The sequence below is a fragment of the Acidaminococcus hominis genome (assembly GCF_022484025.1).
GTDB lineage: Bacteria > Bacillota > Negativicutes > Acidaminococcales > Acidaminococcaceae > Acidaminococcus > Acidaminococcus hominis.
In genome coordinates this window covers 1,861,545-1,876,786 of record NZ_JAKVMG010000001.1, presented here as the reverse complement: position 1 = coordinate 1,876,786, position 15,242 = coordinate 1,861,545, and the positions used below count along the sequence as shown (strand labels likewise).

The following is a 15,242-nucleotide window of genomic DNA, read 5'->3' as shown; positions in this document are numbered from 1 at the left end:
TCAATCTCATAACAATGGGATTTTTCTTATTCTGCACTGACGCGACGCAGTACTTTTTCCAGAACCTGAGCGGCTTGGCCAATGTCGTGGGACGGAGTAAATTCCTCCGGGGAATGGCTGATGCCGCCTTTACTAGGAACGAAGAACATGGCTGTAGGCAGTTCGTGGCCTAGAATCATCGCATCATGGCCGGCCCAACTGGGCTGCACTTGGTAGGGAATATTCTGGGCTTGAGCTTCTTCAGCAATGAGATCCTTGAGGCTTGCATCCATTGGCAGAGGCGGAATTTGATCCAACTTGGCAATTTCATAGGCAACACCATATTTTTGAGCTGTATGGTCCAAAAATTCCTGAAACCCAGCCAAAACGGAATCCATCAGAGTATCTGTTTCGCTGCGGATTTCCAGAGAAATCTCAGCTTTGCCAGGAACTACGTTGTTGGCATCAGGTTCTACTTTGATATGGCCTACTGTGGCTACATACTGCCGTTGAGAGGCTAGCGCACTGTTATACACATGGGTGATAAAGGAGGACGCCGCGGCTAAAGCGTCGTGCCGTAAATCCATAGAGGTGGTTCCGGCATGGTTGGCTTTACCTGTAAAAGTAAGGGTGAAATGCCGGATGCCTACAATGGCAGAGACAATACCCAAGGGAAAACCCGCAGTTTCCAAAGCGTTGCCTTGCTCAATATGAAGTTCCAAAAAGCATTTCCCAGGCGGGAAATGGGGTGTGAAGGGATTGCCAGTAAGCCCGGAAGCTTGAAGAAGTTCAGGCAGGTTTTGGCCTTCTCGAGTCATCAAGGCTGTTGGGTCCAGGCCTTTCAGCTTGCCAGTAAGAGCTTGACTGCCAAAGCATACCTTACCAAAACGGGTTCCCTCTTCTTCGGCAAAGGCGATGATGCAAAGCGGCCGAACTGGGCGATAGCCAAGCTGATGCCAATAGTTGGCGATAGCCAGGGGAACGGTAATGCCCAAGGCACCATCATATTTGCCGCCTTGGGGTACGGTGTCTAGGTGTGAACCTGTGTAGACGGGGGGCAGGTCCTGGGTGCCAGGGACAGTCAGAAATAGGTTTCCGCAGGCATCCTGAACGGCAGTAAGACCAATCTTTTGGGCATAATCCATTAGATACGCTTGCGCCTCCTGAAAGGCTGGAGACCAGGATAGACGGGTAGTGCCTTTTCCTTCTGTGTAGCCAAAGTGAGAAAGGGGGAAGAACAGGTCCTCCCAGATTTTTTCTAAAGAAAGCATTTTTAAACCTCCTTATGCAGGGTCGTATTCCAGATTTCTACAGCCCGCTGGAAATCCTTTAGTAAATCATCTTTGACATTCAGCAAATATTTAACAAAAAAAGTTGAGGACACAGTGAAACTGAGCCGACCGAGTTCATCATATAACGGAATTGCAAGGCTGCCCACATCATAAACAAATTCCTCAATCTCCGTGGCGTAGCCCTTGCGGGCAATGTCCTCCAACTGCCATAACAGTTGATCCTTCGTTTTGATGGTATTAATGGTGTAAGCGTGATAGTCGAAATTGTCCAATATGTTTTTTCGGCCATGAGAAATCTGATTGGCCAGTAATAATTTGCCGGAACTGGTAGCACTGAGCGGCAAATCCGTATATTCAGACATAACAATGTAGTAAGCGGCCTTGGTAGGATAGGCACAGTAGATACTAAATATTTGATTGTGATAAACCATCTGCAAGCTGGTGGAAAAATGATATTTCGTGGCAATTTCATCCAAAAGTGGCTTGAATAATCTAATATAACGATTAATGTCCTCATGAATCATGGATGCTTTAGAAACAAAATAAAAGCCCAACTTGTAATTGCCTGTATCAGCATCGCGCAGGAGCAGCTGATTTTCTACCAAAGTATTCACCAGGCCTCGGGTAGTATTGATGTTGAGTCCCGTCATTTCACTGATGGAAGCTAAGGAAAGACTGGGGGTAATAAGAGAAAAACAATCTAAGATTTTAATGGCACGTTCTACGGATTGGATGGGTTTTTGTAACTTCTTTTCCATAATGGCTCCTTTTGCCTTCTATTTTGATGCTACTAGAGTACCACGAATGAAAATTGTTGACAAATCATTTTCATTCGTGGTATAACTCTACGCATAAACTACAATGCAACATAAAAAACGACAATGTAGTCAAAACAGAGAAAACGACTATGAGTTGCAGGTAGTTAATCGAGGGGAGTAGGAGGCATGACGAACATGCAAACAGAAGCAAAGAAGTACACGCTCAGTGACAAAATGAAATCACTGGGACCTGGGTTCCTTATTGTAGGATCCTTTATTGGACCGGGCACGGTTACCAGTTCTACTAAAGCCGGTGCGGACTACGGCTTAAGCTTGTTCTGGTGCGTAATTTTCTCGGTGATTGCAGTTATGGTCATGCAGGGAATGGCTGCCCGCCTGGGCATTGTAACCCAAATGGGCTTGGCGGAAAATCTAGTGAAAGATTTTGAAGACCGTCCTCTTTTACGAAATCTGCTTTGCGGCTTGGTGGCCGTAGCCATTACCATTGGCGGGTTTGCCTATATGAGCGGTGACTTGACGGGTACTGCCATTGGCATCAGCGCCTTAACCGGCGTTTCCACCCGCATTATTGCTCCCATTTGGGGTCTGTGCATCTTGTTGATTTTGAGCTTTGCTGGTGACGCTGTGAAGTATCTGGAAAAACTTTTGGGCATCTGCGTAGTAATTATGGCTGTGGTGTTCCTGGTAACCATGATTGTGGTGAGACCAGACGTCGGAGATTTGCTGGCTGGCTGCGTGCCTAATATTCCCCAGGGTGGACTGATGACTTGCTTATCCCTGATTGGCACTACAGTAGTCCCCTACAACATGTTCCTTCATGCAGCTTCTGCCAAACGGACTTGGCATTCTACGGATGAACTCCCGCTGTGCCGTTTTGGTACCAACATTCCTATGATCATCGGCGGCATTGTTACCGGTGCCATTATGGTAACTTCTGCTACGGTGATGTACGGCATGCCAGTTCGGAATGCTATGGATATGGCTGTTCAGCTGCGCCCTACCTTGGGAGTTTGGGCTGAACCGTTTATGGCTATTGGCCTGGTGGCCGCCGGCGTTTCATCTGCTGTCTGCACTCCTATGGGTGTATCCTACGTATTGGCTGGTCTATTCAAATGGAAAACTGATCGTTCTGACAAACGTTACACCATCACCAATTTCCTGGTGCTGATTACCGGTATCGTTGTTGCTGGTATGGGTTTTAATCCGATTGCATTAATTATGGCAGCACAAATGGTCAATGGCATAGTCCTGCCAGTTGTGGTAGGCGTTACCATCTATCTGACCTGCCGTCATGGGATTATGGGCCAATTTGTTAACAGCAAGCTGGAAACGGTCTTGGGTGTTGGCATCTTTGGAATTTCCCTGGTGCTAGGTCTGAGCAGTGTGGTCAGCCTGATGTAAGTAAAAACACATTGCATATATTGTGAATGGTGTTCTATTAATAAAAGGAGATGTTCTTAGATGAAAGAAAGCAAACCTTGTATCTACGATCCTGCATTTTTGCCCACCAATATCTATAGCGGGGTTCCGTCCTTTTTGAATCTGTCCGTTCTGGAAAAGAAAGAAGACTTGAAGAAGGTGGATGTGGCAGTCCTGGGTGTGCCTTGGGAAGGCGGCTGCACCATTGGCGGCTATTCCTCCTGCACAGAAGGTCCCAAGTCCATCCGTACAGCTTCTATCCGCTACACTGGTTATCTGCCTGACTTCGATTTGGATTCCTTATCCGTATTGAAGGCTGGAGATTATGGCGATTGTGCTGTACAAAACGGTAACTATGACTTCACCTTCCAACAGATTCGGGAACGGTACGGTGAAATTGTGGATGCAGGGGCTGTTCCCATCTTGTTTGGCGGCGACCATGGTATTGCTTATCCGGCCATCAGTGAATTGGCCAAACGCCATCCCAAACGTGTAGGAGTTCTGCATTTCGATGCCCATTTGGATAACTACAATGCTTTTGGTGACGATGACCTGTCCCGGTGTTCTCCTTTCTACCGTCTGTACAATGATCCTAACATGGATGCCACCAAGATTGTGCATATTGGTATCCGGGGACCCAGAAATCACCAACAAGAACGGGAAAATGCCAAGAAGTTTGGTGCTACCGTAATTCCCTGCTTTGAAGTAAAGAAAAATGGTTGGGAAGCCTCTATCAAGAAAGCCATTGAAATTGCTTCTAAAGATACGGATGTGCTGTATGTTACTATTTGCGCTGACAGCCTGGATGCTGCCTTTATGCCCCAAGGCCCGCAAGATATGGCAGGCCTGACCAGCTTTGAACTTTTGATGATGGTGCATGAAGCTGGCTTGGCAGGTGCTTCTTCCCTGGACTTTGTGGAAATTTATCCGGAAAATGGTACGCTGCAAACCGCTTCTCATGTGGGCTGCTGGGCTGCTCTGTACTTTATGAATGGGCTGGCGGAATACCGTTTGAACCATAAGAAATAAGAAGTACTGTAATAGGGGGAGTATAAATGGCAATGGAAAAAGTGGACAAACCCGTGAATATGTTTGTCCTATTTGCCCGGTTCTTCTCTATCCTGGCTAAAAACCTGGAGAAGAAATACGGTGCAGAAGGTCTGGACTTACTGAAAGAAACCGTCATTGAATGGGGCGTTGCCAGAGGCAAGGATATTGCCCATCGTGCAGCCCAAAGCGGTAAAACCAATGATCTGGAAGCTTATCTGCCCAGTTACGATATGGAACGCAGTGAGCTGTTCGGTGCTGAAACCAAATATACGCCGGATGAAATCCATCAGGATTTTGACCGCTGCGTATTTGCCCAAACCTGGATAGACGCCGGAGAGGAGAAATATGGCCGCATTTACTGCGAGAATATCGATCCGGCCATTGTCAAAGGCTACAATGAGGATATGGAATGCATCCATGACCACATCATGTACAAAGATGGGCATTGCACTTTCTGCTTTAGGAAAAAGAAGTAAGATTGGAAAACGAAGAACGGCTCCAGCTGCACGAGGGTGCGGCTGGAGCCGTTCTTCATTCTATTCTAAATTTTTTCTGGAGGGTAAGTGATTTTAGTCTTCTAGGTTTCTTACTACATCGATAATGCTGCCATCCCGGTATTCTACAACTCCGCAGATTTTGTCTCCCAATTGGAGCGGAGTGGCATGACCGGAGAGTTCCACTGCCTTTTCCCGCAGGGCTTCGATGGAAGTTACTGGCAGGCCCTTGCCTTTCAGGCAGTCGGCAATATCCGGGCGGGCAGGATTCACGGCAATGCCGTAATCGGTTACCAGCACGTCCACGGATTCGCCGGGGGTAACAATGGTGGTTACCCGGTCCAGGAGCATGGGCAGGCGTCCCCGGAGCAGGGGCATGGTGATCAGGGTCATTTTGGCACCGGCCGCAGAATCAGGATGGCCGCCGGGAGCCCCCAGCAGTTTGCCATAGGAATCGGTCAGCACGTTTACGTTGAAGTTCACGTCCATTTCTGTGGCGCTGAGCACGGTGAAATCCAGCATATTTACGTAGGGGCAGGCACTGAAGGGGTTGGCATAGGCCGAAGCAGAAATTTCGTGGTGCCGGATATCCGTCCGCAGGGAGGTAATGGCATCGGGGTCAAAATCTTGGGGATCATAGAAGGTCTTGATCAGACCTTCCTTCAGCATTTGTACGTGGAAGCCAGAAACTCCGCCTACACCGGCCGCGGCTGTATAGCCCTTTTCCAGCATTTCCTTGCGGATATAACCGGCCGTGGAGATGGCGATACCGCCGCTGCCAAACTGGAATACCATGTTGTCATGGAAATAGGGGGTGGCAGCAATAACCCGGGCCGCATAGTTGGAAATCACTAGTTCGGCAGGGTTCTTGCTGACCCGAATGGACCCGGTGGTAATACCGGCAGGGTCACCAATGGATGCTACAGTAGTCACGTAGTCCACCTGGGTTTGGAGAATGCTGACGTAATCCAACGGCAGGTCGGACAAGTTATCGGTGACGGCAACTACATGGTCCGCATATTCTGCATCCGGCATGGCATAACCCAGGGAACCGCAGGCAGAAGCACCTTCAACCCCGTTGATATTGCCGTAGGTATCGCAGGCCGGAGCTGCAATAAAAGCTGCATCAATGTGCAGTTCGCCAGTTTCAATGGCCCGGGCACGGCCGCCATGGGTTCTGAAGATGGCGGGCTTTTTCAGCTTGCCCTGCTGGATGAACTGGCCCAGTTTGCTGCGGGCACCGCTGGTGTCTACGGCCGTAATGACGCCGGCTTCAAAGTAGGGCAGCAGGCAGTCCTGGACTTTGCTTAAAGACGAGGCGGACAAGGTCAAATCTTTGATGCCTTTTTTGGCAATGGCGTCAACAATGTAGAGCATTACTGCATCCCCATTGCGCAGGCAATGGTGGAAGGAAATGGTCATGCCATCTTTCAGCTCAATGGCGTCCAGAATATAGCCCAGGTCATGCACCTTGGTTTGGCCGGGACGGAAGGTCTTTAATGGCCGTGGGGCCAACTTTTGTGTCTTAGGCTGGCAGGCATAGGCGCCGGCAAAGGCCTCCTTATTCTCCCAACCGGGTACAGCACGAATGATTTCCATAGCTTTTTCGTTCATGGGTTTAAACCTCTTTTCCAGCAGCCTTGGCATAGGCCAGCGTATCCTTGGCACGGGTTACGATGGGCATATCAATCATTTTGCCGTCCAGGGCAACTACGCCGGAAGCATTGGCCATAGCTTCTTCATATACGGCTACTACCTTCTTGGCGTGTTCAATTTCTTGATCCGTAGGGGTATAGACCTCATGCACCAGGGGAATCTGGTTGGGATGGATGCAGGACTTGCAGGTGAAGCCCAGCATTTTGCCAAAGGCCACATCGGCCTTGAAGCCTTCCGGATCCTTGAAATTACTGTTGACGTAATCCATGGGGATGACTTTGGCGGCATGGGCACACAGGGAAATCTGGTTCCGGGCGAACAGGATTTCCTGGGCATCTTCCCGGCGGCTCATGCGCATATCGGTGCGGAAGTCTTCTGCACCCAGGCCAATGGCAAACATCCGGGGAGAGGCGGTGGCAATTTCATAGGCGTTGTAGACGCCCAGAGCTGTTTCAATGGTGGCGGCAATCTTAATGGTTCCTACGGGAATGCCAGCCAGTTCTTCCTGCTGGGTCAAAAGCGCATCCAACTGCTGGATGTTCTCCTTGGTTTCCGATTTGGGCAACCGGAGAAAGTCGGGCTTTAAGGGAACCAGGGCCTTGACGTCGTCTTCATAGTAGGGCGTATCCTGGCCGTTGATGCGGATACCAATGCGGCAGTCCGGACGGTGGGCCTTCAAGAAGCGGCACAGCAGGTCCCGGGCAGCATCTTTTTCGTAAATGGAAACCGCATCTTCCAGGTCATAAATCAGGCAGTCGGCACCATAAATCTCGGCCTTGGCAATTTTTCCCGGAGCGTTGCCGGGGACAAAGAACATGGTTCTGTACAGGGAATTGATCATTTTGCCGCCTCCTCTTTTTTCAAAGCACGTTTGACGGCGGTTTCGGTCCGGGCCAGGATGGCGAAATCCCAGGCTCCCAAATCCTCCACTTCTACTTTGGCGCCCTGGATTTGATACTCATCCAGGACCTGGTTTACGTCAGCGCGGATGGCGTCACCAAATTTTTTTTCTACTTTGCTGTGCACCTCAATTTCCCGGGTGGTTCCGCCCAGTTCCAGGCGCAGCAGGAGATCATGCTTGGCATTGCTGCCAGCCGTGACCATTTTGTCTGTAAATTCCATGAGAACATGGCCTCCTTATCAAGTTGGAACTATTGTCAGGCCTTTTTTACATAGCTGTAGATAAAGGCTGCAAACATACACAAACTGGATGCATTGGATGCCCAAGGGTACAGCAGCTTTCTGATGTAGACCAGTTGGCTGCCATTGCCCATGAAAATGGAAACGAGCTGTACCAATACAATGATGATGCCCAAAAGCATGAACAGGGGCATGGTGATCAGGAATACTTCTGCACACAAAGCTTTCAACGTTTTTTCCATGCTAGTCACCTCACGCACCAATAACCGGAATGATCCGAGCCATAATCAAAATGGCAATGAGCATAATGGGGAATACAAAGTAAATCAAGATGGGCTTGAAAATCTTGGAAGGGTCTTCCAGCCCTGCGATACCGCTGGCAATGTACAGGGGCGCAGCGTTGGGAGGAATGGCACCTTCATTGGAAATCAGGTTCAGAAAAGCAACACAGCAAACTACCGGCGGCAGGCCGATGGAGCGCAGGGCTGCATATACGGCAGCACCCAAAGCGCTGGTGGTAGCAGTACCGGAGAACGGGCCGTCCATCATGGTAATCAGAATGGCGATAACGACAATGACGAGGAAGGGAGAATAGGCTCCCAAGTGGGCAAAAATATTTTTGACTTCTTCCGTCATGCCCAGTTTGTTTAGTACACCGGAAGCAGCAAAGGCCGTGAACAGCAGCATGCCCACATCGGCATAGCGGCCAATGGATTCTTCAATCAGTTCTTTCCAGCCGGAAATGGTGTGGGGCAGATGGCTCCAGCCTTCAATGATGGTAAAGATGGACATACAAATGGGAATCCAGAACACAATGGAAATGGATTTAAAGGCTTTGGGGAAAGAGGCGTTCATAGTTGCCTTGACCCAATCCCCTACGGGACCCATGGTGAAAATCAGGGGTACCAAAACGCCCAGGAAAATCAGGAGGGAAGAACCATTTTCTTTCAGGGCCCGGCCAAAGGGAATAATCTGTTCTTTGGGAATGGGTTTCAGACCATCCTTTTTGGCAAAGTAATAGACAACGGCCAACCGGTAGGCCAGAATAATGGCACCAGCGCCCAGCAGAGCCACATACAAGGTGCCGCCAGAAAGCTCAGAAGCAATGCTGTCCATACCTAAAAGCAAAAGCATGGAGGTGGAAGGTGGGAAAATCATGCCCATGCCGGCGTTGCCAGCGCAGATTAAGGTAGCCCGTTCTACGGACCAACCGGTTTGCATCATCCAGGGAATGGTGATGGAACCAATGGCTGCGGCGTTGCCGGAACCGGAACCAGAAACCATGCCGAACAGGGCAGAACCGATGGTGGAAACGTAGCCGCTGCCGCCGGCAAAACGGCCGATAACGCTGTTTAAGATATTAACCAAGCGCATAATAACGCCGGTTTTTTCCATCAGGTAGGACATGAAAACGAATGCCATGGCGGCGTAAACCACTTCGGCATGGATCCCGTAGGAAAAGCTGTCTTTAAAGACGGCACCAATGGAATGTTTAGAAAAAAGACCTGCGACAACGACAATGACCAGATAAGACCACATCATGGCTTCGGAAGCCCGCCGTTTCAAACCGACGTTGAGAACCAGGATGATGGCAACATAAAGAACCAGGGAAATAATGCCAAGACCAATCATGCTGCTCATATTACTGCTCCTTTCAGAACTAAAATCTGTTTTATCGAAGCTTGGGCGCGCACCAAACTAACTTGATGGTTTCATCTTATCTGAATATTAAAAAATTGTATAATGGTATGTTTGTATATTCATCATAACTGCTGGTTATTGTAAGTGCGACAACGAGGAGTGTTTAGACATAAAAAAGGCAGCGGAGAATATCCGCTGCATAATAGCAATTTGTAGCTTGTAAAAACTAAACTTCTTTGGCTGCTTCGTGAAGGGAAAGAAAGCTTTCAAAGGGATGCTCTTGGATAAAGGCAAGAAAATCCTTTTTAATACGAGAGTTTACTTCTTTTTCCTTGAAAATCAAATAAGTATGCCGCTGTATGGGCTTTCCATCTTTATCGTTAAGTACTAGCTGGTGGATGGGAAGATCCTTGGGAATCAGCACGGAAGGCAACAGACCAAAACCCAAGCCCTGAAAAACCATTTCACAGCACAGGTCCAAACTGCTGACCTGGACATCAATATGGGGAGGGGTAGAGAAGTTATTGCTCCACCATAAATCCAGCATCTTCATATAATAGGCATCCGTGGTGTAGGCTACCCGGTTCATATGGGATAAATCTTTTAGGGCAAAGGGTTGGCGGCAGGCTGCTACAATGTGGTTGGTGGTCAGCAGAAGCATGCCTGCATCATCCCAGCCAAAATCATTGCGCAAAAAGCCAAAGTCACATTGGTTGTTGTTCATGAGGGAAACCACCTTGCTGCTGGGGGCCATGGTAATGAGAAAGCGTGCCTTAGGGTGGATTTTCTTAAATTTCCGGATGATGGAAGGCAGATAATATTCGCAGATGATGTTGGGCGCTGTGAGCCGCAGCACGCTGAGATTTTTGTTGTCGATTTCGGCCAGCCGTTTCGTCAGTTGGTCAAAACGGTTTAAGGCATCGTCTGCAAATAGGGCTGCTTCAATGCCCGTGGGGGTTAAGGTGATACCCTTGTTGCTGCTTTCTACCAGCTGCGTATTCAGTTCCTTCTCCATATGCTTGATCCGCTTGGTCAGGGCCGGCTGGGACATGAATAGGGCATTGGCAGTTTTGGTGATGTTCTTAAAATCACTGAGATACTTCAAAATCAATAAATCACGATTATCCATGGTTTCCTCCCTGGATTGGGTTCCCTGCTGTAAGGCTGATGACATTACATCGATTGGTGTCAATACAATTGTAGCAGAGAAGGGGATGGTGTAACAATAAGAAATCTAGGTATAGAAGTCTTAGGGAGTCCTTATTGCGGTGAAAAAAGTCACAGTTATTACATTTCATACGGGACTTGAGCGCTGGCATTGCAGGCTGGACGTACGGCGTGAGGGCTAGGAGTACAGTTAAGAAGGAAAAGCTTCTCTTATAGGAACCGTCCATTCCAAATAGTCAAAATATAAATAATTTATTGGTTGACGAAACCGGCAAAGTGTGGAAAAATTAAGAAAGATGGCGTAAATCAATCGCGTTGAGGGAGGAAAGCTAACAATATGAAAAGTACATTTGTGATGGCTCAATTACAAGCGCTTCCAGATCCTAAAGATAATTTGGAGAAGGCAGAACAGGCAATTAAAGATGCAAAAGCCCAATATAACCCGGACTTTATGGTATTCCCGGAACGGTTTATGTTCCAATATCCGGAAGGAACGGATCGGAAGACCATTCTTTCTGCATCCCAGCCTATCAATGGTCCCTTTGTTACGGCTATGAGAAAGCTGGCCAAGGAATACGGGGTCTGGATGGTCTTTGGCATGAACGAAACGGTGCATGATGACAATGATGACCGGAACTACAATACCAGCGTTATGGTGGACAACAACGGGGAAATCAAAGGTACCTACAGAAAGACCCATTTGTATGATGCTTTTGGCCACCAGGAATCTGCTGACACGAAACCGGGGAATGAACTGTTCAACCCGGTAATGACGCCTTTTGGCAAGATTGGGATGTTCCTGTGCTATGAAATCCGTTTCCCGGAAGTGGCCCGGGACCAGACGGCCAAAGGGGCTGACATTATCATTATGCCGGCAGCCTGGGCTAAAGGGGATTTGAAGAGCCTGCATTTCAAGACCCTGATTACTTCCAGAGCCGTAGAAAATACGGTGTACGTGCTGGCCTGCGACCAATGCGGCCCGTCCTATCTGGGCGAAAGCATTGCCGTAGATCCTATGGGCGTATCCGTGGGCGGCGGCAGTGAAGAAGAAGAATTGATTCCTGTTCGGATTGATACCGACCGGATCAAGAGCGTACGGAAAAAGCTCCCCTCCTTCAAGAACCGGAGACCGGACGTATATCTGGTAAAATAAGCGGAAAACGCTGGATAACTGCATAAATAAAAAAGCATCGCCGGAAGGGTCTAGTCCTTTCCAGCGATGCTTTTTTCTATTGCTGGGCGGCAGGTGAGAACCAAAAATCGCGTTTTTTGGTTCTCACCTGCCGCTTTCCCGGTTGAAATGATAAAAATCTCGATTTTTATCATTTCAATACTGGAAGCTCCAGCGTTGCCGCATGAATGGTTGTTTTTGCACTTACGAAATCAACGGGAAATCTCCCAAATGGTTAATGATTTTCTTATACCGGCCGAACTCCTCCCGAATTAATTGCAGCATCACTTGGGCATATTGGGGCAGGGGCTGGCTTTTCAGGGTGACGATGCTGACTTTGGTGGAGGGCAGGTCTCCCTTGAGCTTTACAATCTGGGGCATGCCCAAGGCCAGGCTCTGGCTCTGCCAGCACAGGTACAGGAAAATGGGGGTAATAACGCAGACGCCGTAGGGAGCCAGCCGCAGCATCAGGCGCTGGTTGTTGGTTTCCAAAACGTGGTGGGGGTAGATGGAGTGGGCGGCGTACATTTGGTCAATGGCTACACGGATTTGGTTGGTTTCTGGCCGGTGGAAGAAGGGGAGATCCTGGAGTTCCAGGAGATCCACGCCTTCCTTCAGGTAGTGCTGGTAGTCCTGCTCTCCGGTTTCCGGCCGGTACTGCAGCAGCAGGGACTTGCTCAGAGCGCAGCACAGGTGTTCTTCCACCAGGGGTTCCAACTGGATATCCCGGGCCTCTGGCACGTTCAGCCCCACGCACAGGTCAATCTGGTGGGTGCGCAGCATGTCCAGGAGACGGTCGCTGTTGTATTCTTTAATTTGGACTTCAATATGGGGATACTTTTCCTGGTACCGTTCCCAGATGTCCCCGAAAAAGGCTTCGCTGCGCTGGCGGGAGGCGCCAATGCGCAGGGTGCCGTAGTGGCCCTGGACCAGGTCTGCAAAGCGGTCCGTCATGTCCTTTTCTTCCTGCAGCATCTGCTGGACGTAGAACAGCATGGCTTCCCCGGCAGGGGTGAGGCGGAAGGCGGGTTTCCGCTCAAACAGGGTGACTCCGTACTGGTTCTCCAGGCGTTTGATATGGGCGCTCAGGGACTGCTGGCTGATGTACAGTTTTTCCGCTGCCTTGGAGATATTGCCTTCTTTGGCAACTTCTACGAAATACTCAAAACCTAGTAAGCTCATACTTTCCTCCACAATCAGATAGCTGTCGATTTTGCAATTAAATACTGTTTTATCATTGTTTAAAAATATGATACCGTAAATACAGATAAAAGAAAAGTACTGGGAGGCTATTTCCTATGTTGAAAATTTTGGATTGTACGTTACGTGACGGCGGCAATGTGGTGGGCAAGGGCTTTGATGCCAATCTGACTTCTATGATGCTGAAAGCACTGATTGACTGCAATGTGGACTATATTGAAATGGGCAACTCCGGCGGCATTGGGGCCTACGAAGTGGCTGGTTTCACCAAGGCGGAAACGGATGAAAAGTATCTGGAACTGATGCAGCCGTATGCGGCTACGGGTAAGGTGGGGATGTTCCTGAATGCCAAACGGTATCGCCAAAAATACGTGGAACTGGCTGCTGCCAATCACCTGGCTTTCCTGCGGGTGGGCGTGGATGCCGATGAACCGGATCTGGCTATTGAACCCATTAAGGTCATCAAAAAGAACGGCATGAAGGCGTTTTATTCTGCTATGAAGGCGTACATCGTTTCTCCGGAAGAACTGGCAGAATCCGCCAAGAAACTGGAAGCGGCTGGCCTGGATGAATTTACCATTATGGACTCTGCGGGCTGCATGCTGCCGGACGAAGTGGAAAAGACCGTAGAACTGCTGACCAAGAGCGTAAGCATTCCCATCGCCTTCCATTGCCACAACAACCTGGCCCTGTCTGCGGCCAATGCCTTGGCTGCCTACCGGGGCGGCGCTTCCGTACTGGACGGCGGCCTTATGGGCATGGCTAGAAGCGCTGGGAATCTGCCTACGGAAGCGGGTATTGCGGTGCTGCAAAAATACGGGGAACTGAAGCATATCAACCTGTACAGCCTGCTGCAATTCATCAACGATGAACTGGAACCCATCATGAAGAAGGACCATGATTACCATAACCCCATTACGCCCTTTGACCTGGTACTGGGCATTACCGGCCTGCACTCCTCCAAGAGTGCCCTGTTCAAGAAGGTGGCAGCAGAAACGGGCGTTAACCTGTACCAGCTGATGGTGCATACGGCGGTTATTGACCGGAAGAATCCGTCTGAAGACCTGATTCGCAAGGTGGCTGGGGAAATCAAGGCATAAGCTGGGGACTAAGGAGGTAAATGGAATGTTTGAAGTACTGCTGGCAGGGACGTTCCCTGCAGGAACTTTGGAAAGAATGCAGGCTATGGTAAAGGGCACGGACATCAATATCCGGGCCGTGGTGACCGAAGAAGAATTTGCCAAGGAAAATGATGTGGACGCCATTGTGCTGCGGATCCTGAAGATGCCGCGCCCGGTGATTGAACGCTTCTCTTCCCGGCTGAAAATGATTATGCGCTGGGGCGTGGGCTATGATGCCGTAGACGTGGCAGCAGCCCGGGAAAAGAACGTGGACGTGTGCAATACGCCTGGGGCCAATGCCTATGCGGTCAGCGAACTGGCGGTGATGCTGATGCTGGCGGTGGGCCGGAAACTGATCTGCCATGAACGGAAACTCCAGAAAGGGGTTTGGAGCCGGGAACTGTATACGGCCCAAAGCAGCTCCCTGAACCACAAGGTGGTGGGGATTGTAGGCGGCGGCAACATCGGCCGTCAGGTGGCCCAGAAGGTACAGGTCTTTGGTGCCACCACCCAGTACTATGATCCGTTCCGGCTGCCGGCAGAAATGGAAAAAGCCTTTCATATGACCTATGTGGATTATGATACCCTGCTGGCCACTTCCGATGTGATTACCTACCATGTACCCCTGACCGACGGCACCAAGCATATGCTGAACGCTGACAATATCAAGAAGGTCAAGGACGGCGCTATTGTCATCAATACCGCCCGGAGCGGCATTGTGGACGACAGCGTGCTTGTGGAAGCTGTAAAGAGCGGTAAACTGAATGGCGCTGGTCTGGACTGCACCGAGGAATCTCCCATTTCCAAGGAGAACCCGCTGCTCCACGACCCCAACATTGTGGTAACGCCCCATATTGGCGGCACCACCAATGATATCTCCGATTCCATTATGCCCATGATTGTAGAAAATCTGAAGCGGCTGGCGAATGGAGAAGCACCGAAATATGTGGTAAATCCGGCAAAGTAAGACTGAAATAAAAAACACTCCTCCTTTATCAAAAGAGACTGCTTGGCAGGAAGTTTTCGTGCCAGGCAGTCTCTTTTGTAGGCTGTGGGGGAGCGGGACGCAGCTGAGGCTTCTAACCGTATCATTCGCACAGAGCATAATGGAAAATGACGGATAGCTATTTTAA

Annotated in this window: 15 protein-coding genes; 6 read left to right on the top strand and 9 right to left on the bottom strand. The window is 49.5% G+C overall.

Annotated features, from left to right (window positions below):
- Window positions 1–26 precede the first annotated feature (26 nt).
- The gene (locus tag LKE88_RS08455; RefSeq protein WP_276803349.1) at window positions 27–1,250 is read right to left on the bottom strand and encodes a Zn-dependent hydrolase; all 1,224 of its coding nucleotides are present in this window, start codon (window positions 1,248–1,250) and stop codon (window positions 27–29) included.
- A gap of 2 nt (window positions 1,251–1,252) precedes the next feature.
- Window positions 1,253–2,029 (bottom strand): IclR family transcriptional regulator, encoded by a 777-nt coding sequence (locus LKE88_RS08450; RefSeq protein ID WP_118286789.1) that lies wholly within the window; start codon window positions 2,027–2,029, stop codon window positions 1,253–1,255.
- 186 nt (window positions 2,030–2,215) lie between these two features.
- Between LKE88_RS08450 and LKE88_RS08445 the strand changes: the two genes are divergently transcribed.
- Genes LKE88_RS08445 through LKE88_RS08435 form a run of 3 tightly spaced genes read left to right on the top strand, consistent with a single transcriptional unit; the run spans window position 2,216 to window position 4,995 of the window.
- Window positions 2,216–3,451 (top strand): Nramp family divalent metal transporter, encoded by a 1,236-nt coding sequence (locus LKE88_RS08445; protein WP_234997689.1) that lies wholly within the window; start codon window positions 2,216–2,218, stop codon window positions 3,449–3,451.
- A gap of 60 nt (window positions 3,452–3,511) precedes the next feature.
- Window positions 3,512–4,498 (top strand): agmatinase family protein, encoded by a 987-nt coding sequence (locus LKE88_RS08440; protein ID WP_105326486.1) that lies wholly within the window; start codon window positions 3,512–3,514, stop codon window positions 4,496–4,498.
- Window positions 4,499–4,524: 26 nt separating this feature from the next.
- The gene (locus tag LKE88_RS08435) at window positions 4,525–4,995 is read left to right on the top strand and encodes an L-2-amino-thiazoline-4-carboxylic acid hydrolase (protein ID WP_118286788.1); all 471 of its coding nucleotides are present in this window, start codon (window positions 4,525–4,527) and stop codon (window positions 4,993–4,995) included.
- Between the two features lie 93 nt (window positions 4,996–5,088).
- On the opposite strand, the gene citF is transcribed toward LKE88_RS08435, so the two are convergent.
- From citF to LKE88_RS08405, 6 genes are all read right to left on the bottom strand, one after another.
- Window positions 5,089–6,627, bottom strand: coding sequence for a citrate lyase subunit alpha (gene citF, locus LKE88_RS08430; RefSeq protein WP_118286787.1), 1,539 nt, complete (start codon window positions 6,625–6,627; stop codon window positions 5,089–5,091).
- 4 nt (window positions 6,628–6,631) lie between these two features.
- Window positions 6,632–7,510, bottom strand: coding sequence for an HpcH/HpaI aldolase/citrate lyase family protein (locus tag LKE88_RS08425; protein WP_199614535.1), 879 nt, complete (start codon window positions 7,508–7,510; stop codon window positions 6,632–6,634).
- Entirely contained in the window at window positions 7,507–7,791 is a 285-nt protein-coding gene (locus LKE88_RS08420) for a citrate lyase ACP (protein WP_118286786.1), read from the bottom strand. The genes LKE88_RS08425 and LKE88_RS08420 overlap by 4 nt, the downstream gene beginning before the upstream one ends.
- 35 nt (window positions 7,792–7,826) lie before the next feature.
- Window positions 7,827–8,051 carry a hypothetical protein gene (locus tag LKE88_RS08415; protein ID WP_118286785.1) on the bottom strand — a complete coding sequence of 75 codons (225 nt, stop codon included), beginning with the start codon at window positions 8,049–8,051 and terminating at the stop codon, window positions 7,827–7,829.
- A 10-nt stretch (window positions 8,052–8,061) separates the two neighbouring features.
- On the bottom strand, window positions 8,062–9,450 hold the full coding sequence (locus LKE88_RS08410) for a TRAP transporter large permease subunit (protein ID WP_276803344.1): 1,389 nt from the start codon (window positions 9,448–9,450) through the stop codon (window positions 8,062–8,064).
- A gap of 226 nt (window positions 9,451–9,676) precedes the next feature.
- Window positions 9,677–10,579: a LysR family transcriptional regulator gene (locus LKE88_RS08405; protein ID WP_158572319.1), complete on the bottom strand. Its 903-nt coding sequence runs from the start codon at window positions 10,577–10,579 to the stop codon at window positions 9,677–9,679.
- Window positions 10,580–10,972: 393 nt separating this feature from the next.
- On the opposite strand from LKE88_RS08405, the gene LKE88_RS08400 reads away from it, so the two are divergent.
- On the top strand, window positions 10,973–11,770 hold the full coding sequence (locus LKE88_RS08400; RefSeq protein ID WP_276803343.1) for a carbon-nitrogen hydrolase family protein: 798 nt from the start codon (window positions 10,973–10,975) through the stop codon (window positions 11,768–11,770).
- A gap of 222 nt (window positions 11,771–11,992) precedes the next feature.
- Here the strand turns inward: LKE88_RS08400 and LKE88_RS08395 are convergent, their stop codons facing one another.
- Window positions 11,993–12,970 carry a LysR family transcriptional regulator gene (locus tag LKE88_RS08395; protein WP_276803341.1) on the bottom strand — a complete coding sequence of 326 codons (978 nt, stop codon included), beginning with the start codon at window positions 12,968–12,970 and terminating at the stop codon, window positions 11,993–11,995.
- Window positions 12,971–13,086: 116 nt separating this feature from the next.
- Between LKE88_RS08395 and LKE88_RS08390 the strand changes: the two genes are divergently transcribed.
- Both LKE88_RS08390 and LKE88_RS08385 read left to right on the top strand, forming a co-directional pair.
- Window positions 13,087–14,088, top strand: a complete 1,002-nt coding sequence (locus LKE88_RS08390; protein ID WP_276803339.1) for a hydroxymethylglutaryl-CoA lyase-like TIM-barrel protein — start codon at window positions 13,087–13,089, stop codon at window positions 14,086–14,088.
- 25 nt (window positions 14,089–14,113) lie between these two features.
- Entirely contained in the window at window positions 14,114–15,076 is a 963-nt protein-coding gene (locus LKE88_RS08385) for a 2-hydroxyacid dehydrogenase (protein ID WP_276803337.1), read from the top strand.
- Window positions 15,077–15,242 lie beyond the last annotated feature (166 nt).